16 protein-coding genes are annotated in these 20,979 nt (G+C 69.0%); 1 reads left to right on the top strand and 15 read right to left on the bottom strand.

Annotation, left to right across the window (positions count from 1 at the left end):
* Nucleotide 1 precedes the first annotated feature (1 nt).
* From V8J39_RS12395 to V8J39_RS12360, 8 genes are all read right to left on the bottom strand, one after another.
* On the bottom strand, nucleotides 2-661 hold the full coding sequence (locus V8J39_RS12395) for an urease accessory protein UreF (protein ID WP_336461231.1): 660 nt from the start codon (nucleotides 659-661) through the stop codon (nucleotides 2-4).
* Nucleotides 662-664: 3 nt separating this feature from the next.
* A complete protein-coding gene (locus tag V8J39_RS12390; RefSeq protein WP_336461606.1) occupies nucleotides 665-1,126 on the bottom strand; it encodes an urease accessory protein UreE in 462 nt (153 codons plus the stop codon).
* A gap of 17 nt (nucleotides 1,127-1,143) precedes the next feature.
* Complete coding sequence (locus V8J39_RS12385; protein ID WP_336461230.1) at nucleotides 1,144-2,658, bottom strand: amidase; 1,515 nt, start codon at nucleotides 2,656-2,658, stop codon at nucleotides 1,144-1,146.
* A 125-nt stretch (nucleotides 2,659-2,783) separates the two neighbouring features.
* A complete protein-coding gene (locus tag V8J39_RS12380) occupies nucleotides 2,784-3,491 on the bottom strand; it encodes an ABC transporter ATP-binding protein (RefSeq protein WP_336461229.1) in 708 nt (235 codons plus the stop codon).
* Nucleotides 3,481-4,218: an ABC transporter ATP-binding protein gene (locus V8J39_RS12375; RefSeq protein WP_336461228.1), complete on the bottom strand. Its 738-nt coding sequence runs from the start codon at nucleotides 4,216-4,218 to the stop codon at nucleotides 3,481-3,483. Before V8J39_RS12375 ends, V8J39_RS12380 begins: the two co-directional genes overlap by 11 nt.
* A complete protein-coding gene (locus tag V8J39_RS12370; protein WP_336461227.1) occupies nucleotides 4,211-5,257 on the bottom strand; it encodes an ABC transporter permease subunit in 1,047 nt (348 codons plus the stop codon). Before V8J39_RS12370 ends, V8J39_RS12375 begins: the two co-directional genes overlap by 8 nt.
* Nucleotides 5,258-5,269: 12 nt before the next feature.
* The gene (locus V8J39_RS12365; RefSeq protein WP_336461226.1) at nucleotides 5,270-6,136 is read right to left on the bottom strand and encodes a branched-chain amino acid ABC transporter permease; all 867 of its coding nucleotides are present in this window, start codon (nucleotides 6,134-6,136) and stop codon (nucleotides 5,270-5,272) included.
* A 21-nt stretch (nucleotides 6,137-6,157) separates the two neighbouring features.
* Nucleotides 6,158-7,393 (bottom strand): urea ABC transporter substrate-binding protein, encoded by a 1,236-nt coding sequence (locus V8J39_RS12360; RefSeq protein WP_336461225.1) that lies wholly within the window; start codon nucleotides 7,391-7,393, stop codon nucleotides 6,158-6,160.
* Nucleotides 7,394-7,711: 318 nt separating this feature from the next.
* Between V8J39_RS12360 and V8J39_RS12355 the strand changes: the two genes are divergently transcribed.
* Entirely contained in the window at nucleotides 7,712-9,502 is a 1,791-nt protein-coding gene (locus V8J39_RS12355) for a nitrilase-related carbon-nitrogen hydrolase (RefSeq protein ID WP_336461224.1), read from the top strand.
* A gap of 86 nt (nucleotides 9,503-9,588) precedes the next feature.
* On the opposite strand, the gene V8J39_RS12350 is transcribed toward V8J39_RS12355, so the two are convergent.
* The 7 genes from V8J39_RS12350 to V8J39_RS12320 form a co-directional block, all read right to left on the bottom strand.
* Entirely contained in the window at nucleotides 9,589-10,548 is a 960-nt protein-coding gene (locus V8J39_RS12350) for a substrate-binding domain-containing protein (protein WP_336461223.1), read from the bottom strand.
* An 8-nt stretch (nucleotides 10,549-10,556) separates the two neighbouring features.
* Nucleotides 10,557-13,955 carry an ATP-binding protein gene (locus V8J39_RS12345; protein ID WP_336461222.1) on the bottom strand — a complete coding sequence of 1,133 codons (3,399 nt, stop codon included), beginning with the start codon at nucleotides 13,953-13,955 and terminating at the stop codon, nucleotides 10,557-10,559.
* A 1-nt stretch (nucleotide 13,956) separates the two neighbouring features.
* Complete coding sequence (locus V8J39_RS12340) at nucleotides 13,957-14,880, bottom strand: response regulator (RefSeq protein WP_336461221.1); 924 nt, start codon at nucleotides 14,878-14,880, stop codon at nucleotides 13,957-13,959.
* 80 nt (nucleotides 14,881-14,960) lie between these two features.
* The gene (locus tag V8J39_RS12335) at nucleotides 14,961-16,514 is read right to left on the bottom strand and encodes an HlyD family type I secretion periplasmic adaptor subunit (RefSeq protein WP_336461220.1); all 1,554 of its coding nucleotides are present in this window, start codon (nucleotides 16,512-16,514) and stop codon (nucleotides 14,961-14,963) included.
* A gap of 137 nt (nucleotides 16,515-16,651) precedes the next feature.
* On the bottom strand, nucleotides 16,652-18,889 hold the full coding sequence (locus V8J39_RS12330; protein WP_336461219.1) for a peptidase domain-containing ABC transporter: 2,238 nt from the start codon (nucleotides 18,887-18,889) through the stop codon (nucleotides 16,652-16,654).
* The gene (locus V8J39_RS12325) at nucleotides 18,889-20,493 is read right to left on the bottom strand and encodes an ABC transporter ATP-binding protein (RefSeq protein ID WP_336461218.1); all 1,605 of its coding nucleotides are present in this window, start codon (nucleotides 20,491-20,493) and stop codon (nucleotides 18,889-18,891) included. Before V8J39_RS12325 ends, V8J39_RS12330 begins: the two co-directional genes overlap by 1 nt.
* A 90-nt stretch (nucleotides 20,494-20,583) precedes the next feature.
* Nucleotides 20,584-20,979: hypothetical protein (locus tag V8J39_RS12320; RefSeq protein WP_336461217.1), on the bottom strand; the 396-nt coding region annotated here is incomplete at its 5' end.

Genomic DNA, 20,979 nt, shown 5'->3' with positions numbered 1-20,979 from the left:
GTCAGTTCACGAACAGCCGGTCCGGCCGGGGGCGCATCAGCGCGATCTCGGCCAGCGGCGCGAAGCTGGACAGGGGCTCGGTCCCGTCCGGAAGATCGCCGGCAAGCGCCGCGATCAGCGGCTGCAGCGCAAGCAGCTCGCGCTGGGTGCCGATGGCGCCAAGGGCGTTGAGCCGCACCGCCACCGACAGCGCCTGCCGCGCCGCCCCCGAAGCAGAGACCACCAGCGCCGCCGCAAGGTCGAGCCCGGCCCCGCGCAGCAGGTGCCCGTGCACCAGCGCGAAATGGCCGTGCCCGCGGTCGCGCAGCGCCTCGATCACCGGGTCGCAGGGCAGCCCGATCGCCCGCGCGGCGGCGATCAGCGCCTCGCCCGACTGCAGGCTGGCCTGACGCTGCCGCTCGAGCGCCACATGGGCGTCGACGGTCGCCGCCCAGTCGGCGAGCGCGGCGCCGGCAAGGCGGTGGCCGCCCGCCAGCACCAGCCGGTCGAACGGGTGCCAGCGCCCGCGCAGGTCCTGCGCGATCCAGGCCCGCAGGTCGCGGCGGTCCGCCGTGCCCTCGGCCAGCGCCGTCTCCAGCCCCCAGGAAAAGGCGAAGCCGCCGCCCGGGAAGGCGCTGTCGGCGAATTGCAGCATCCGGGCCAGGCGCAGGGCGTCGGTCATCGCTCAGCCGTCGATGGTGAAGCGCGCGAGCGGCTCGAGGTCGCGCAGCCGGTCGCGATAGCGCGCCTCGGGGCCGTCCATCACCACCTCCATCGCGCCGCTGCCGAAGACGACCTTCCAGTGCAGGTTGCCGCACCAGTGCCCAAGGCGCAGCGCGTCGTCGACCGTCTCGGGCACCAGCCGCAGCCGCGCGCCGCCATCGACCCGCACCACGATGGCCAGGTCCTCGCGCGCCAGCAGCACCGCGCCATCGACCAGCGCCTGGTCGCGCGGCAGCGCCACCGCGCAGTCGCGCCCGCGGTCGGTGCGCAGCCGAAGCCGCTTGCGCGCGGCCTCGGCCTCGGGGATCGCCAGCACCTCGAGCTGGCCCAGATGCTCCATCGCGTGCAGCCGGTCGTGCCAGGGGGCGTCATCCGCCTGCCCCAGCACGGCCGTCAGCATCAGCGGCGCCTCGTCGGGTGTCATGTCCACAGCGCGCGGCCTCAGAACGTCTTCCAGTCGCCGGAGGCCTCGAAGGCCGCGCCCAGCGCGTAAAGCGTCGCCTCGTCCCACAGCTTGCCCACCAGTTGCAGGCCGACCGGCAGATCCTCGACCAAGCCGCAGGGCACGGTCAGCGCGGGGTGGTGCGAGATGTCGAAGGGCGCGGTGTTGGGCAGCATGTCGAAGGCGCGCGCCACGATCTCTTCGCGCGGGGCGCCGGGCGCGGGCAGCTTGGTCGCGACCATCGGCACCGTCGGCATCAGCAGCGCGTCATATCCCGACAGCACCGCGTCATAGGCCGCCCGCAGCTTCAGGCTGAGGTTCACCGCCTTGCCGTAGAACCGCTTGCCGTGCACGTCGTCGGCGAACTGCGCGAACAGCATCGCAAGCTTCAGCGTCTCGGACAGCTCGTCGGCGCGGTTGCGCCAGCCACGGTGGAAATCCATGAAGCTGGTCACGTAGAGATCCTGGCGCGAGGTGCCGTAGCCATCGCCCAGCATCATCGTCTGCGTCAGACCCTGCAGCCCGATCGGCGCCCAGATGTGCATCGCGTCGAGGTGCATCGGGATCGACACCTCCTCGACCGTCACGCCCAGACCCGCCAGCCGATCGGCCGCGGCCCGGACCTTGGCGTCGACCTCGGGCATCGACTGGGGATGGCCGAACCCCTCGGTCAGGATCGCGACCTTCATCCCCGACACGTCCTTGCCGATCGCGGGGGTGTAGGGGGTGACGGTGCAGTCGAACTGGCGGCTGTCGAACCCGTCGGGACCGGCCAGCACCTCGAGCATCAGGGCGTTGTCGGCCACGGTCGCCGTCATCGGGCCGGTGTGGTCGATGTAGATCTCGATCGGCACGACGCCGGTATAGGGCACGAGGCCATGGGTCGGCTTCATGCCGACGGTGCCGCAGAAGGCCGAGGGCATGCGGATCGAGCCGCCCTGGTCGCCGCCGATGGCCATGTCGACCTCGCCCGCCGCCACCAGCGCGGCCGAGCCCGAGGACGAGCCGCCGGCCGAGCGCGTCGGGTCATGCGGGTTCAGCACCGGGCCCTGCGCGCCGGTGTGGCTGCCGCCCGACATGCAGAAGCATTCGCAATGGGCCTTGCCCACGATCGTCGCCCCGGCGTCGAGCATGCGGGTCACGATCGTCGCGTCGACATCGGGCACGTAGCCTTCCAGCGTCGAGGAGCCGTTCATCATCGGCACCCCGGCCAGCATGACGTTGTCCTTCAGCACCACGGTCTTGCCGGCAAGCTTGCCGCTGCCCGACCCGGCGACGGTGGATTTGACGTACCAGGCGTTCAGCGGGTTGTCGGCGGGGGCCGGGCGCACGCCGGGGGTGCGCGGATAGGTGACCTCGGGCAGCGCGTCGGGCATCAGGTCGACGGCATTGTAGCTGTCGACATAGGCCGACATCAGGCCCTTGAACGACGCGATGGCGGCATCGTCGAGGTGGAAGCCCAGTCGTTCGGCGACATCGCCGAGTTGCGCATCGGTGGGAAGTTTCACTGCCATGGTCTGTCCTGTCGTGAAGGGGCGCATGCCGGTCCCGGTAGCGCCCGAGAGATCGGGCGACGGGCTGCGGCGCGGCGGAAAACGGGTTGCGGGCCCCGGCCCCGCGGGGCCGTGGGCATCTGGGGTCAGGCGACGAAGCCCATGAATTCGCTGACGGCGCGGCTGTCGGTCAGCTGTTCGCGCGGGATCTGGCGGTCCAGCACCCCGTTCGAGATCGCGTAGACCCGCTGCGAGAGGCTGGCGATGAAGTCGAGGTTCTGCTCGACTAGGACGATGGTGATGTCGCGGGTCCGGGTCAGGGCATTCAGCGTCTCGGCGATCTCGTCGATGATCGAGGGCTGGATGCCTTCGGTCGGCTCGTCGAGCAGCATCAGCTTCGGGCGCCGGCACAGGCAGCGCGCCAGCGCCAGCAGCTGCTGCTCGCCCCCCGACAGGGCACCGCCGCGGCGATCGAGCAGGCGCTTGAGCCGCGGGAACAGCTCCAGCATCTCCTCGCTGGTCTCGGCCATCACCTTCGCATTGCCGGGGATGCCGACCTTCAGGTTCTCCTCGACCGACAGGTTGGGGAAGATCTGCCGCCCCTGCGGCACCAGGCCGATCCCGATGCGCGCGCGCGCGTTGACCGACATGCCCAGGATCGACTGCCCCTCGAAACGGATGTCGCCGCCCGTGACCTTCACGAAGCCCATGATCGAGCGCATGAGGGTGGTCTTGCCCATCCCGTTGTGCCCCAGGATGCCGACGACCTCGCCCGGCTGGACGTGGAAATCGACGCGGTGCAGCGCGGGCACGAGGCCGTAGGCCGCCGTCAGCCCGGTGACGTCAAGCAACATTGGCCTGTTTCCCCAGATAGATCTCCTGGACCTCGCGGTCCTGCATGATGTCGGCGATCATCGCCTCGCGGAAGATGGCGCCGCGGTTGAACACGGTGACGAACTTCGCGATCTGGCGGATGAAGGCCATGTCGTGCTCGACCACGACCACCGCGGCCGAGCGCGCGGCCTCGAGCACGAGGCCCGCCAGCCGGTCGCGCTCCTCGCCGGTCATGCCGGCGGCCGGCTCGTCCAGCAGGATCAGCCGCGGCTCGCCCGCCAGCACCATCGCCAGTTCCACCAGCTGGCGCTGGCCGTGGCTCAGAAGCCCGACGTCGCGCCTGGCCAGATGGGTGATGCCGCACCGCTCCATCGTGTGGTGGGTCAGGTCCTTGGCGACCGAGGGGATGTGCTTGCGCCGCGCCGACAGGCGGACGTTCTCATAGGCGCTGATCCCGTCGAACACGTTCGGGACCTGCGTCTTGATGCCGACGCCGAGGTTGACGATCTGGTGGGTGTGCCAGCCGGTGATCTCCTGCTCGTCGAAGATCACGGTGCCGGACGAGGGCGTCAGCTGCCCGGTCAGGCACTTGAAGAAGGTGGATTTCCCCGCCCCGTTCGGCCCCAGAAGGCAGCGCAGCTCGCCGTCGCGGAGGCGGAAGTCGACGTTGTCGACCGCGGTGACCCCGCCGAAGCGCATGGTCAGGCCCCGGGTCTCGAGAATGCTGTAGAGGGGTGCGTCAGTCATGTTTCACCGCCTTCTTCGCGACCGCGCCGCCGATCTTGCCCTGGCGCCACAGCGTCCAGCCGTTGATCGCCAGCATCTTCAGCGTCGGCACGATGCCCTTGGGCAGGATCAGCACCAGCAGCATCATGATCCCGCCCAGCACCGCGATCGAGTTCAGGAGCGCCATCGTCCCCAGCTTCAGCGTCAGCCATTGCAGCACGATGCAGCCGATGATCGGGCCGACCAGCGTGCCGACACCGCCCGCCATGACCCAGACCAGCGCCTTGGCCGACATCTCCATCGAGAAGGCGTTCGGATCGATGAAGGCCTGGTAGGTCGCCCACATCGCCCCGGCGAGGCCCGCGATGCCCGCGCCGATCGCGAAGACGATCACCTTCTGGCGCCGCACGTCATAGCCCAGCAGCGCGGCCCGGGTCTCGTTCTCGCGGATCCCGATCGATACCCGGCCGAAGTCCGACGCGATGAGCAGCCGCAGCGCCACGTAGATCACGATCAGGATGCCCATGAACACCTGGAACATCTGCGCGGGGTCCAGCCAGGCGTCGGGCTCGCCGGGGATGTTCAGCGTCGGGATCGAGGGGATGCCGTTGAACCCGCCCAGGCGCGCCTCGCCGATCGAGTATTCGGGGCCGGCGGTGTGGTTGATCAGCTTCCAGAAGATCAGCGCCACCACCAGCGTCACCACGCCGAGATAGACGTCGGACAGGCGGCCGTAGAACATGAAATAGCCAAGCGCCGCCCCGAAGATCGTCGGGATCACGAAGGCGAGGATCAGCGGGATCGTCGTCTCGCCGATGTTGATCGAGGCCACGGCGAAGGTATAGGCGCCCAGGCCGAAGAACGCGGCTTGGCCGAAGCTCAGGATCCCGCCGAAGCCCCAGATATAGCCCAGCGACAGCGCGAAGACCGCCAGCACGACGTATTGGGTGATCTGCATGATCGTGAACAGGTCAAGCCAGACCGGGGCTATGAACATCACGGCCAGTCCGATCGCCAGCATGATGTAGAAGCCGGGATCGCGGGTGACGGGTTTTTCCATGTCCCTGCTTCCTCAGATCGAACGTTTGAAAATGCGGCCGGTGATGCCCTGCGGCAGCAGCCGCAGCAGGACCAGCGCCGCGACCAGAAGCGCGGCATCGCCGTAGACCGGGCCGCTCAGGAAGGTCGTGCCCTGGCTGATCGTGCCCAGAAGCGTCGCCGCCGACAGGGTGCCGGTGATGACCGCCGCTCCGCCGGTGATGACGGTGATGAAGCTTTGCGCGATGAAGTTCACCCCCATCGTCGGCACCACGCCCGTCAGCGGCGCCAGCAGCGCCCCCGCGAGGCCGGTGATCGCCGAGCCGATGCCGAAAGTCAGCATGTAGACCCAGCGGGTGCGGATCCCCAGCGTCTCGGCCATGTCGGGGTTCTGCATCGTGGCGCGGGCGATCAGCCCGGCCTTGGTGAATTTCAGCACCGCCCAGATCGCCACCAGCAGCAGCGCCGCCGCGATGATCAGCACGAAGTTGTAGCGCGGCACCTGGTAGGCGCCGATCGCCATGCCGCCAAGCGGCGTGGCGACCCCGGTGACGGAGTTGCCGAAGATCATCGTGACCCCGCCGATCATCAGCATCGACAGCCCCCAGGTCGCCAGCAGGCTGTCGAGGATCCGGCCGTAGAGCCGCTGGATCACCAGCCTCTCCACCAGCACGCCGAAGATGCCGACCACGATCGGCGCGAGGACGAGCATGGCCACCCATTCGTTGACGCCGTGGCCCGTCGAGATGACCACCGTGTATCCGCCCAGCATCAGGAATTCGCCATGGGCGAAGTTGATGATGCGCATCATGCCGAAGATGATTGCCAGCCCTGCCGACAGCAGCACCAGCCACGCGATCGCACGCACCATCTCAAGCGCCACTACGAGTGCATAATCCATGCCCGTCTCCCGCGCGCAGCCTCAGAGGCTGATTTCGAAGTGCTGGTTCGACTTCGGATTGGCGATCAGGTCGCAGACCATCTGGGTGTCGGTCGGCGGGCTGTCGGGGAAGCTTTCCTTGATCTCGAAGACCTGGTCCTTCAGCTCGGCGATGTAGACGTCGCGCACGGCGTGCTGGGTCTTGGGATCGATCTTCACCTTGCCCGCCGGCAGGTCGTAGGCCTTGCCCGAGGTCAGCACCTCGAGAAGCGCGTCGCGCTTGGTCGACCCGGCCTCGCGCACGGCGTCGGCCCAGATCATCATGCCCTCGTAGGTCACTTCCGAGATCTCGGACATCACCCAGTTCTTGTCGGGATATTCCGCGGCGACCTTTTCCAGGAACGCCTTGTTGGTCGGGTTGTCGATGCCTTCGAAATAGCCGAACGAGGCGGTGATGCCGTTGCCTTCCTCGGCGGTCAGGATCAGCTGGTCCGACCCGCCGGCGCCCAGAACGGTCGACATCACCGGGATCTGCGCCTTCATGCCCGCAGCCGCCCACTGGCGGTAGAAGCCCAGGTGCGAGGTGCCGACCAGCGCCGACAGCACGAAGTCCGGCTTCGCGCCCTGGATTTTCGAGATGGTCGAGCCGAACTGGGCCACGTCGAGCGGGAAGAACTCGGTCTCGATGACCTCGCCGCCGTTCTCCTCGACATAGCGCTTCACCCATGCGGCGGTGATGTGGCCATAGTTGTAGTCGGCCGCGATCGTGTAGACCTTCTTGCCGTAAAGCTTCATCCCGTAAGGGATCAGCCGCGCGACGGTCTGGGCGGGGGTTGTGCCCAGCGTGATCTCGTTGCGGTCGCAGACGCCGCCTTCGTACTGGGTGTTGTAGAAGTAGAACGTGTCATAGCGGTGGAAGATCGGGCGGATCGTCTCGCGCGAGGCCGAGGTGATGCCGCCCATGACCACGTCGACGCGATCCTTCAGCGCCATCTGCGTGGCGTATTGCGAATAAAGCGACATGTTAGACTGCGGATCGTAGACGACGGCCTCGACCTGCTTGCCCAGCAGGCCGCCCGCCTCGTTGATCTCCTTGATCGCCATCTGGAAGACCTGGTTCATCGGCACGCCGACCGCGTCGAGCGCGCCGGACAGGTCGTGCAGCCCGCCGACCTTGATGGTGTCGCCGGCCGCGCGGGCGACGAGCGGGGCGGCAAGCGTGAGGGCGGCGGCAGTGCCGGTGCTTTGCAGGAGTCGGCGGCGGCTGATCAGTGTCATGGCAGGTCCCTGTCTGAAAGTTTCCCTGATCAGACGCGGATTACTTGAAAACGCAAATATCTATTAATCATTGTTTTCCATGCGCGGGTTTCTGCCTTCTTTCTCGGCTGAAATGGCGCGACATGCCCACATCATGGGCGAAAATGCCGGCGACATCCCAGAATCGGCGCCGAAATCGCGGCAAAGCGGCTGATGGCAATCGCGCCATCCGGTCGATCTTGGGACTTGCATTGCACGGTCGGCCATGCGCTTTGTGTCACATTCAACTATTCAAACGGCAAGTGAATTGCCGGGAACACCGCGCGCACGAGGCCACCCATGACCACTCCCCCCGCCTTCACGGCTGCTGCGATCCAGTTCGAGCCGACCATGTTCCGCAAGGAAGAGAACATCTGCCGGCTGCTCGCGCTGTGCGAGACCGCGGCGCGGGACGGGGCCAAGCTGATCGTCACGCCCGAGATGGGCACGACCGGCTACTGCTGGTTCAGCCGCGCCGAGGTCGCCCCCGAGGTCGAGACCATTCCCGGCCCCACGACCGACCGCTTCGCCGCGCTCGCGGCCCGGCACGATGCGCATATCGTCATCGGCATGCCCGAGGTCGATCCGGCGACCGGGCTCTATTACAACAGCGCGGTGCTGATCGGGCCCGCGGGCGTGATCGGCACCCATCGCAAAACCCATCCCTACATCGCGGAGCCGAAATGGGCGGCCTCCGGCGATCTCGGCCACCAGGTCTTCGAAACCGCGCTCGGGCGGATCGCCATCCTGATCTGCATGGACCTGCATTTCTTCGAGACCGCGCGGGTCGAGGCGCTCGATGGCGCCGACGTGATCTGCCACGTCTCGAACTGGCTGGCCGAGCGAGCCCCCGCCCCCTACTGGATCAACCGCGCCTTCGAGAACGGCTGCTACGTGATCGAGGCAAACCGCTGGGGGCTGGAGCGCACGGTGCAATTCTCGGGCGGAAGCTGCGTGATCGCGCCCGGGGGCGAGGTCGTGGCGCAGATCGACGCCGGCGACGGCATCGTCGCGGCGCAGGTCGATCCCGCCCTCTCGCGGTCGCGGCTGGTGCTGGGCGAACCCGTCTTCGACACCCGGCGCCCCGATCTTTACAAGACGCTGATGACGAACAGCTTCACCTGGAACGCCCGCGACTTCTTCCAGCTTTACGGGCACCAGCCGATCCCCGCCGGCGGCCCGGCGACGCTGGCCGTGGCACAGTTCACGCCGACCGATGACCCCGCGCGCAACCTTGCCGAAATCGAGCGGATCGCCGACGCCGCCGTGGCGCAGGGGGCAAAGCTGCTGGTCCTGCCCGAGCTGTCGCTCACCGGCGACCGGGACCCCGCGGCGCGGGCGCATTCCGTCGACGGGCCGCTCGTCGCGGCCTTCACCGCCATCGCCATGCGCCGGCGGCTTCACATCGTGGCGGGATTTGCCGAAACCGACGGCGCGCGGTGCTTCAACAGCCTGGTGCTCTCGGGCCCCGAGGGGCGGCTTGGCAGCTACCGCAAGATCCACCTGTCCACCACGGATCGAACCTGGGCGACGGCCGGGCAGGACTGGGCCGTGTTCGACCTCCCCTTCGGCCGCCTGGGGCTGCTCTGCGGTCACGACGCGCTGCAGCCCGAGGCGGCGCGCGTGCTCGCGATCGAGGGCTGCGATGTCATCGCCTGCCCCGCGAACCTGCCGCGCGGGTTCACCGGCGCCCATGCCGGCACCGCGATCCCGCACAACGCGCCGATCCCGCGCGGCGCGGACCCGTTCCACTGGCACGCCTTCCGCTGCCGTGCCGGCGAGAACAATCTTTACCTCGCGCTCGCCAATCTCTGCGATCCCGGGCGCGACCTGCCGGGGGAAAGCGGGATCTTCGGGCCCGACACCTTCTCGTTCCCGCGCCACGAAAGCCCGGTGCTGACAGGCCCGGACCTGTGCACGCTCGACATCGACCTGACGCAGCTTGCAGCCTCGCCCTACCCCACGACCGTCGTGCGGCGGAAGGACCTGCTCACCATGCGGCTACCCCATCACTACACGGCCATCGTCGATGAAACCGCCCGTCGCCGGAACGCGCCGGCAGACAGACTCGCCGATCCGCAGCCGTCCTGACCCGGCCCGCTCCGCGGCGCGCCGGCTTCGGGTGTCGTGCCGCGGGATCGGGGTCGGCCACACCGCATGGGCGCCGCCGTCGCCGGTCAGTGCGGCTCCGTCTCGACCAGGTCGCAGCCGAACAGCCGCAGATCGTTGCGATACCCGCCGCCGTCAAGGCCCCGAACCTGCCGATCCATTTCCGCCACAGCCGCGCTCGTCAGCTCTTCAAGAGGCTGCACCACCGTATAGCTCAGCGTCCCGAGCTCGATTGCGCGCAGCGCGTCGGGCGATCCGTCGAAGCCGCCGATCACCAGGTCCTTCGCCCAGATCTCGTCGCGGACCGCCTCGAGCGCTCCGAGCGCCATCTCGTCGTTTGCCGCGATGATGCCGTCGAACCGCACCCCTTCCGCCACCAGCGCCTTCAGCTCGGTATAGCTCGTCTCGCGGCTCCACTGGCCGTTGATCGACCTGACCCGCTCGAGGCCGGGCCGGCTGTCCAGCACCGACGCGAAGCCCTGCGCCCGAAGCGTGGCATTGGCATCGCGCGTCGGTCCGTCGAGCTGAACGTATCGCCCCGTGTCCCCCATGAGACGCGCGAAGGCCGCGGCCGAGCGCCGGGCGCAGGAGAGGTTGTCGGCCCCGAACTGCCCCGCCGTCATGCCACGCTCGATCGGCGCGTTCAGAACCAGCACCCTGACCCCCTGGTCCATCGCCGTCTGCACCGCGTCCCGCGAGTTCAGGCGATGCGCCGGGTCCAGAAGCACCGCCACGGCGTCGTTGTCGATCGCCCGGCGGATCAGGTCGCGCTCGGTGATGACGTCGCCGGAATGGGCGTAGACGGTGACCTGATAGCCAAGCCGCTGCGCCGCCCGCTTGGCAAGGACCCCTTCCGTGAACCAGAACGCGTTCGAGGGGTCGTTGACGATCACCGCGACCGGCACCTCGGCCGGAGAGACCGATTGCGCCGCCCCCGGGTTGGCGGCCGGCGCCGCCAGCGCAAGCGCCAGCACCAGGAGGAGGGGCCGCGGGACAGGCAGCCCGGATCGGAAGGCGAGCATGGTCATGGACCCCCTCATGCACTGCGCCGCTGGCGCGCCGCGCCGCGCAGGATGTCGACATAGCCGTTGAACGCAGCCCGCAGCGCATGGGCATAGGTCACCGCCGCGCGCTCCGACGGCTCGGTCTTGCGCACCTCGGCCTCGAGTTTCTCGGCGGCCTCGGCCATGGCCATCGCGCCGACCATCTTCGACGAACTTTTGAGCGTGTGCGCCGTGCGGCGCACCTGTTCGTACTGCCGCGCGTCGATGTCGAAATCCATCGCGGTCAGCTGTTCGGGCGTGCCGCCGATGAAGGTTTGCAGCAGGACACCGAACCCCTCGCCGAGCAGTTCCTTGGTCTCCTGCATCACCGGCACCGACAGGATCTCTGCCGCGGGGCGATAGGCGGGTTCCGCCTCGGCCGGTGCCGCAGGGCGCCCGTCCCCTGCCCGCGGCGCTTGTGCCTCGGGAGGTCGCTCCAACCCTTCTGGCAGGGTTCCCGACAGGGCGGCAGGACGGCTTACAACGATGTGCAGCGGCTCGGCCCCGGTGAGCGGATCGCGCCCGCCGTCCGCGGCGGCCGGTGTCACCGCAGGCGACGGCGCATCGGACAGCGGCGCCGGGTCTTGCGAAACCGGGTCGGGCACGGCCGCGAGCGTCACGGCCCTGATCGGTGGCCCCTCGAGCGGCGGCACCTCGGCCGCCTTGCCTCCCACCGCCGAGCCTCCGCCCGCTTTGCCTTCGACCGCCGGGCCTGCGACCGGCGCCCCGCCAGCGGGGGAAACCTCGCGCCCGGCGTCGTCCGGCGGGACCTTGGCGCCCTGGGTCGCCACCGCCGCCGCACCGCGGGCACGCTCGGCCCGCGACGGCTCTGTGGCCGGACGCTCGACCGCCTCGTGCGCCGCGCTCAGCGGCAGCAGGTCGCCCAGCTGCGCGACGATCTCGGCCTGCCGCACCGGTTTGGACAGGAAGGCATCCATGCCGGCCTCGAGACAGGCTTCGCGGTCGCCCTTCTGCGCATTCGCGGTCAGCGCCACGATCGGCACCCGGCGCGCCCGTCCCGCGGCCATCATCGCCCGCAATTCGCGGGTGGCTCCGAACCCGTCGAGGCCCGGCATCTGGCAGTCCATCAGGATCACGTCCCAGTCGGCGCCGGATCCGAAGGTCTCGATCGCCTCGCGCCCGTCCCAGGCGGTGCCCACGACGCAACCAAGCTTCTTGAGCAGCGCGATCCCGTACAGCTGGTTCACCTTGTCATCGTCCACCAGCAGGACCCGCACGCCCTTGAAGGTCACCCGCGTTTCGCGCTTCGGCGGCGCCTCGGGGTCGCCGGTCATCCCGGAATAGACCCGGTGGTGGAAGGCCTGGGCCACGGCACGGGTGACGCTGACGGCACTGTGCGGCGACGGGATCACGAAGGAGGCCGCCCCGAGTTCCTCGCGGGAAAGGGGCTCGGCCCCGAGGATCGACGAGCGCAGGATGCCGATCTTGACCCGCGCAAGCTCGCTGCGGCCCTTGAAGTAGGCCTGCAATTCACTGGCGATCGCCGCGTCGCCGGCGAGGATCAGGTCGATCGGGTCAAGCCTTTGCAGGGCCGCCTCGATATGGATCAGCGCATCGGCGCTGTCGCTGGCGGCCACCGCCTGACCACCGGCCGACTCCAGCGCGACCAGCGCCGCGATGCGGCGCGGCGTGTCCGGCATCACCACGAGGGTGTTCTGGATGCCGACGATGCAGCGCTCCTTGCGCAGCAACTGGGTGTGGGTATCCGCCTCGAGCCGAAGCTCGAACGAAAAGATCGAGCCCATGCCGGGGGTCGAGCGGGCGCGGATCTCGCTTCCCATCGCCCACAGCAGCTCGCGCGTGATCGTCAGCCCCAGCCCGGTGCCGCCGAAATTGCGCGATGTCGAGCTTTCCCCCTGCTCGAACGGGTCGAAGATGGTCTTGAGCCGTTCCGGCGGGATGCCGATGCCGGTATCCTCGACGCTGAAGCGGAACAGCGCGGTCTCGTCCGCGGCCTTCTCGACCAGATCGACGCGCAGCGTGACGCTGCCCTCGCGGGTGAACTTGATCGCGTTCGACAGCAGGTTGGTCAGCACCTGGCGCAGCTTCATGTCATCGACCATGACCTGCACGCTGACCTGCATCGGCAGGATCGTCACCAGCTCGACCTTCTTGTCCGACGCGAGGATGCCGACCGCGTTCGCGACATTCGCCACCACGCTGCCCAGATCGACGAGCTTGCTGTCGAGGACGACCTCGCGGGCCTCGATCTTCGAGAAGTCGAGGATCTGGTTGATCAGGGCAAGCAGGCTTTCGGCGGACTGGCCGAGCGTCATCAGGTTGCGCCGCTGTTCGCCGGTGAGATCGGTGTCGAGCAGCAGGTCGGACATGCCAATGATGCCGTTGAGCGGCGTTCGCATCTCGTGGCTCATCGTCGCGAGGAAGCGCGATTTCTGGTAGTTGGCCGAGGTCGAGGCGCGCTCGGCCTGGCGGCTGAGCCGGATCTGGCGCAGGTTCAGGAACGCGGAACTCGCCAAAAGGGCGACGCCGGCCATCAGCAGGATCTGGTTGGCGGACTTGCGTTCCACGACGAAGCCCCAGAAGTGCAGCGTGTCGGTCTGCGCGGTGATGTCCAGATGGATCGGCCCCTCGTCGATTTTCGTGACGATGCTGCGACCGAAATCCGGATGCGGCGCACGCTGGAACACGGTCTGCGCGGTGGCATTGTCATGAAGCTCGATCTTGGTAACCCAGAGCTCCGGCGCGGTGTTGGCAAACAGCAGCAGGCGGCGCATGCTGTAGGTCACGAACAAGGCGCCCCGGTACTGTGCCGCGGGGCCGCCGCGCAGGATCGGGCGCAGCACGGTGACGAGATCGGTGTTGGTCGCCTGCCCGGGCACCAGCCCCCCGCGCAGGATCATCGCGTCCGGGGACCCGCCTGTCTCGAGCTGGCGCAAAAGCTCGAGATGCGCATAGGACAGCTCCGAGCGGGCGAATTTGCGGGTCCGCGAATTGTCGCTGATCATGCTCAGCGGCGCGGTGGGATCGACCGGGATCCAGCCGTAGTTGTTGGCGACGTCCACCCCGCGGCCGATCACCGTCGCGGCGAATTCCGACAGTTCGCCCGGATCGACCTGCTCCACCGAGTTGAACAGCGCCTGCAGGGCCCTGAGGTTGTGGACGGGTTCCTCGAGAGAGCTGCCGAAGGAGCCGCTCAGTGCCGCCTCGAAGACCTGGTCCTGCTGGTCGAGGTAATGCAGGTAGTCGTTGCGCAAGAGCAGGTAGTCCAGCACCAGCGCCAGCACGAAGGTGGCGATCATCGCGGTCGCGAGGAGCGGAACGCTCCGCCGGCCGGGAGCATTGCCTGACTCGACCGGATCGAGGATGTCGATCGGGCGGGGGGACGGCACGGTGGGCCGGTCCGGGATCATGTCACCATCCAAAGGTCGCGTCCTTGCGCATCAGGGCCGCCACGCGATTGCCGGCCGGATTATAGCGGATCTCGTCGAAGGCCGTGGCCCGCGCCCGCGCGATGCCGCGCCCATGCGAGGCCGACGAGCGCGACATCTCGATCGTCATGTAGTCCTTCCAGTCGAAGCCCTTGCCGGGGTCGTCGACGATCATCAGCACCCCGTCGTCGCGGCGCTGCACCGCGACCGTGGCCGAGCGGTCGGCCCGCGCGAGCAGCCGCTCGCGGATCTCCTGGTCCAGCCGGCCGTCCTCGAGCAGGCGGCCCTTGGCCTCGAACCCGATCTCGCAGATGCCGTGCTCGACGGCATTGGACAGCAGCGCCGCGATCCCGTCGACGCTGCGGTCGGGGTCCGGAAAGTAGTTGGCGATGAACCCTGCAAGCGCGAGCGCCTCGTGCAGGGTGCGAAAGCGCCACTTGGCGGCCTCGGCCAGATCGAACCCGGTGGTCGAGCGTTCGCCGGTCTCAAGCTGGCGGGTCTGGTCCGCCTGCCGCAGCGCCGCGGCCAGGACCGAGGCGAGGATGCCGACGTCGGCGGGTTTCTGGAGATAGTAGAAGACGCCGGCATCCAGGCCCTCGCGCACCTCTTCCGGATCGTCCGAGCCGGTGACCATGATCACCGGGATCTGCGACAGGCCGCGGTCGCGCTTGAGTTCGCGCACGAAGCTCACGCCGTTCATCCCGGGCATCTCGCGGTCGACGAGGATCGCCTCGGGGCGGTAGTCGCCGACAAGCATGTCCAGCGCGACCTCGCCGTTCGGGGCGGATTCGGCGTCGTAGCCCAGCCGTTTCAGCAAGGCCTGGATCACCATCAGCGCGACCGGGTCGTCGTCGATGGCAAGGATCTTGGCATGGCGCGCGAATGCGGGCCGTCGGGCTTCCATCATCGCGCATACCCCGTCGCGCCGCCCCTGCCCGACTGCCGGACAGGGTCACCTCATGTGGCCGCGCGCATCGCGCAAGGGCCTCAACCCTCGTGGAACGCGCCCTGGACAGCCTCCTTCACCGGCCGGAACAGATACTGGAGAACGGTTCCGGATCCGTTAATCAGCTCGGCCTGCACCGCCATGCCGGGGATGAGCGGATAGTCGCTGCCGGCGTAGCGCAGGTGATCCGCCGCCAGCGCCACCTCGCCCGCGTAATAGGCCGCGCCGTCCTCGCCGATCAGCGCCGAGGGCGACAGGCTGACAAGCTCTCCCTGCAACTTGCCGTAGCGCACGAAATCCAGCGCTGTGACCTTCAGCGTCACCCGGTGCCCCGGGTGGATGTTGGCGATCTGCCGGACCGGGATCCGGATCCGCGCCACAAGCTCGTCCCCCGTCGGCACCACATGGCCGATCGGCTCGCCCGCCGCGACGTAATCGCCAACGGCCAGCCGCTCGGGGAATTTCACCGCGCCGGGGATCGGTGCCCGGATCAGCCGCCGGTCGACGGCCGCCGACAGGGCGCCGACCAGCACCGCGTTTTCGGCGAGGTCCGCGCGCACCTGCTCCATCTCCTGGCGAGCCACGGCATACCGGTCGCTCGTCACCGACGACAGGCGCCCCGACAGCTCGCTGCGCGCATCAAGCGTGCGCGCGCGCTGCGACACCAACACGTCGAGATCCGCCGCCGCGGTATCGGCCGCCTGGCGCGACTGCAGGAACACGGGGTAAGGCACGAGGTCGCGGTCATAGAGCGTCTCGCGGCGTGCCAGCAGGTCGCGCGCGGCCGCAAGCTCGGTCCGCTGGGCCGCGATCTGGCGCTCGACGATCTCGAGGTCGCGCTCGTTCTTGGCAAGCTGGTCGGTGATGATCCGCTTCTGATCCTCGTAGGCCGCGACCATCGCCTGCCAGTCGCGCCGGGCCTCGGCATATTCGGCGCCGTCCGCGGCGCCTTCGACGGCCGTCTCCGCGGTCGGCCCGCCGGCCGCCCCGGGACCGGCGCCGGGGGCGTCGCCCCCGACGAAGCCCGGCGGGCGATCCTCGACGAAGGCCGACAGCCGCTCGAGCTTGAGTTGAAGCGACAAGCGGTTGCGGCGGGCGATCCGCAGATCCGCCTGCTGGGCATCGTCGTCGAGCCGCGCGATCACCTCGCCTGCCAGGACCGGCTGGCCGTCATGCACCGGCAGGGCGACGACCCGCCCCGCCTCGCGGTGGACGAGTTCGCGCTCGTAGCTGCGCGGCATGATCTGTCCGACGCCGCGCGCCGTCTCCGGCAGCCGGGCGAAGGCGGCCCAGAGCAGGACCAGCACCAGCGACAGGGTGATGCCCCAGATCGTGAGGCGCAGGCTCAGGCTTTCGGGGCGCTCCTCGAGGCGGATGCTCTCGGCGAGGTGGCGCATGTGCGCCTCGCGCACGATCTGGCGGAACCGCGGCAGCCTGACGAGGGGCGGCGTCGCCTCGATCAGCTCCTTCGGCGCGGTCTGCCCCCCCCGCGCCGCCGGAACCGATCGCTGCGCGCGGGTCCCGTCCGGCGCCGCGCTCGTCAGCAGGTCGTCCGTCAGCAGCCCCTCCGGCAGCAGCCCGGCCGGAATCACCACCTCGCCCGCCGACCCCGGCGCCGAGGCAAGCAATGCCGGGGCCGGGAGTGCCGTCGCGCCGGGTGCGACCGCCGGGTCGCGTCCGGGGACCGCGGCATCGCCCGCGGGCCCTGCCTGGAATTGGTGCGACCGGATGCTCACATCTTCCTCATGATCTTGTCGAGCGTCCCCACCTGCGCCCGCCCGTCGCCGAACAGGGCGATCACGCGATCGGCACGGCGCAGGAAATCGGTGCGATAGCTGACGAACAGGGTCGTGCGCCGCCCAGCCCGTTCCTCGATCGCGCGGGCGATGTCGGCATCCAGCCCCGAGAGCAGCAGCATCGTCGGACGCTCGTCGATCAGCAGGATCTGACCGTCACGCAGCAACGCCCGCGCCAGCCCGATCCGCTCGCGCAGAAGCGGCATGGTCGCGGCGATCCGCACCGGGTCGATATGGGTCTCGAGCCCGCCGGGCATCGCCCGCACCGCCGGCATCGCCCCGGCCGCCTCAAGCGCCTCCTCGAGGTCGCGGTTGCGCGCGATCGGCATCGCGAGCCGCAGGTTCTCGGCCAGCGTCCCGCTGAACAGGTCGACATATTGCGGGTAATAGGCCACCTGCTCGCGCAGCTCGGCCGGGTTCAGCTGGCGGATGTCGAAGCCGCCGATGCGGACCGCCCCGAACTGCGGCACGACCAGGCTGAGCGGAAGTTTCAGAAGGCTCGACTTGCCGCTGCCGTTCGGCCCGGTGATGGCGATGGTCTCGCCCTGCGCGATCTCGAGGTTGAGACCCGAGAAGATCATCGGCGCCTTCGGCCCGTAGCGCAGCGCGATGTTGACCAGCGTGATCTGCCCGCCAAGCTTGACCATCGCCGTCGTCCGCGGGCCCGAGACCGGGTCTTCCTCCTCCATCTCCATCAGGCGGTCGATCTGGATCACGGCATTCTTCAGCTGCTCGAGCCGCGGCACCATGCCGACCACGGCATGCAAAGGGCTGAGCGCCCGGATCTGCAGCATCACCGACGCGATGAGCGCGCCGGGCCCCATGGCGCCGGCCCAGATATGCGTCGCGCCGACATAAAGCGTGGCGATCGTCGACAGGCCCAGCACCAGATGCGCGACGATCTCGGCCCCGGCGCCGATGCGGCTCATGCGCAGCGCCGCCATCTGCTCGCGCCCCGACAGCTCGCGGAACCGGTCGAGCCACTTGTCCGCCAGCCCGTCCAGCCGGATCGCGTCCAGCTTGGCGAAGGTGTCGAGGGTGAACTGCTGCATCCGCGAGCTTTCGACCGCCGCCTCGCGGATCCGCACGCCGGCGGCGCGTTGCGCGGCGAAGATCACCGCCAGCAGCACGACGATCGCGGCGAGTGCCGGCAGCACGATCACCCCGCCGAGCCAGATCAGCAACCCCACCGCCAGCACCGTCATCGGCAGTTCCATCGCCGAGACCAGCAACGGGCCGCACAGGAAATCGCGCACCGCCTCGAAGGTCTTGATCCGCGCGATCTGCGACGAGATCCCCGCCACGCCAAGCTGGCCCGCCGAGAGGCCGAGCAGCTTGTCGAAGCTGGCCACCCCCACGAGGTAGTCGAGCCGCGCCATCATCCAGATCGCGAAGCGCGAGCGCAGGCGGCGCAGGAAGATCTCGATCCCGACCAGCAGCGCCGCGCCGAGCGTCAGGTAGGCCAGCGGCCGGCCGTCGCCGCTGTCGATGACCTCGGCATGCACGATCAGGATCAGCGCGGGCACCATCAGCGACAAGAGGTTCAGCCCGATCCCCAGCGCCAGCATCGCGCGCATGTGCGGCAGGAAGCGGCGCAGAACGACCTGGAACCAGCTGAGCCGCGAGCTGTCGCGACGGGCCTTCGACGTGTCGAGATCCTCGTCCCGGATGCGCGAGAAGATCAGCACCTCGGAGCGGCGATCCAGTTCGGCGGGCGGCAGGTAGCTGCCGTCGGTCCCGTCGTAAAGCCGGCGCACCCCGCGATCCTCGTGGCAGACGGACCAGCCGCCGGCGGGCCCGCGCACCAGCGCCGGCAGCAGGCGGGGGTCAAGCTCAACCGGCCGCGCCGCCCGCAGCCGCAGGTAGCGGAAACCAAGCCGCGCCATCGCGTTGATCAGCGTCATCTCGTCGAAGCGGCCGGTTTCCGCCCCGCGCAGCACCGCGGCGATGCTTCGGGGCGCGATCAGCGGATCCAGCCGACCGATGAGCAGGCAAAAGCACAGCGCCAGCGGCTCGTCCCCGGGCGCGACGCTCCAGGCTGCGGCCTTCAGCCGGGCCTGCAGCAGCCGCGCCGCCGCGTCCGCAAGCTGAGACGGCGCCTCGGCCGCGCGTGCCGGCGGGGCATCGCCCGCGGCCACGGCAGCACGCGCCGGCACAGTGGCAACGGCGCGCATCACAGCCGGAACTCGCGATAGGGCATCACGCCGGGCCCGCGCCGCGCAACCGCCGCGTCCTTGGTCAGCTGCCGGCCCTGCAGCACGAAGCGGTGATGCGCGAGGGCCCTGATCGTCGGGTCGTCGCTGGCAATCAGGACCGTCGCCTGCCCGCGCAGGCGTGCGAACAGGTCGTAAAGCGCCGTATAGCTGCGCCGGTCGAGACCGGTATCGGCATGGTTGAACAGGATCACCCGCGGCCGCGACGCCAGCGCCCGGGCCAGCGCGATGCGCTGGCGCAGGCCGGGCGGCACCGGATCGCCGCCGTCCCCGCGCAGCGTCGTGTCGAACCCCTGCGGCAGCGCGCGCAAATCCTCGTCAAGCCGCAGCTGGTGCGCGACGAACATCAGGTCCGACACCGGCACCTGGCCGAAGCGCGACAGGTTGTCCATGATCGTGCCGCGATAGAGGACGGTCTCGGGCCGCAAATAGCCGATCTGGGCCGCGCGCCGGTCCGGCGGCAGCCGGGCGATATCGGCGCCATTCAACATCACCTGCCCCTCCTCGGGCGGGCTGAGCGCGCAGAGCGTCGCGAAGAATTGCGCGAACTCGCCATGGGTTGCGCCGTCGATCAGGCTGATGTCGCGCTCTGGAAAGACCAGGCTCGTGCGCTCAAGCAGGGTCGCGTGGCGCGGATCGCGGGCGCCCTGCTCGACGATCACCACCGATTCCAGCGCGAGCTGGCCCGTGTTGGCCGGGCAATCCGCCGCCGCCAGCGGCTCGGGCGGGGGCGCGGCATCCAGAAGCCGCCCGACCTCCGCCCGCTCGATCCGCAGCGCCTGCTGGCGATGCAACACCGCCAGCGCCTTCTGCAGCGGCGGCGTCGCCCTGCCCGACAGGATGATCGACGCCACCATCGCGCCGACCGAAATCCGGCCCTGAAGGGCGAGCAGCGCCCCGTAGAGGATGACGGCAAAGATCATCACCGTGCCGAAGCTTTGCGTCAGATCCGCGATCAGCGTCTGGCGAGAGCTGACCTGGTACTGTGCGACGGTGCTTTCGAACTTCCGCTCGGCGTGCCGCCCCGACAGGATCCGTTCGGCCGACAGCGCCTTGACCGTCTGCCCGGCGCCAAGCGTCTCGACCATGAAATCCATGCGCGCGGTATCGCTGAGCTGGCGTTCCTCGCGGGCGCGGTGAAGCCTGCTGCCGGCCACCAGAGTGAAAAGGCCGAACAGCGCGATCAGCCCCAGCGTGACCAAGACCAGCCGGCCGGCGATCAGGGCGATCAGCACCAGCACCAGTGGCAGGATCGTCAGCTCTGCCAGGGTCATCGCCCCCTGCCCGGCACCCGCCCCGTGCATCCCGCGCACGAGGCTGAGCAGCGCGAGCTTGCCACCGATGCTCGCCCGTCCGGGCTCGACACCGCCGGCAAGCAGCGTCTGCATCGTCCGGCACCCCGCACGGTGGGCATCGCTTGCCCCCTGCCAACCGTGCAGCGCCGCCCGCGACCAACGCAGGACGGCATCCAGCGCCAGCGCCAGCACCGCCGCGCCAGCCATCACCCGAAGCGAGTCGAGCGACTGGTTCGGGATGAAGGTGTCGTAGACTTGCCGCACGGTCACTGGCACGACCAATTCAAGCACAACGATGGAAAGCGTGGCCAAGACCAACGGAGTGCGCTTCATCTTCACCTGGGCGACCTCGGCCTCTCGTCAAAACAGGGAGTGAGAGCCCCAGCCGCTGAGTTTGACCGTCGAACTTACCGCAACCAGGCTTATGCCGACCGACACGTCGGCCTCTGGCAACGGCATGGCCGTCACGCTGCTGCTGCTCACCGTGGTGCTGCTGGCCGTGTCCGTGGTCATCGCCCACAGATCCGCCGACGCATCCGTGCTGGAGAACGTGTCGGCGGTCGTCTCGGCGAACAGCGCGTCGCCCGAGAGATCGAGCAGTCCGTCGACATCAAGCGTCAGGTCGGCATCGTCGATCAGCACCTCCGCAGCATCGAGCGGAACCTCGGCGTCGATCGGTCCCAGATCCAACGCAAGATCCGTGTCACTCGGGTCGAGATCACCGCCACCCGAGCCGCCGATCGCCAGATCGACGTC

It is taken from the genome of Frigidibacter sp. MR17.24 (assembly GCF_037095655.1).
GTDB lineage: Bacteria > Pseudomonadota > Alphaproteobacteria > Rhodobacterales > Rhodobacteraceae > Frigidibacter.
The sequence above is the reverse complement of the archived record's forward strand: the minus strand, read 5'-3'. Positions and strand labels throughout refer to the sequence as shown.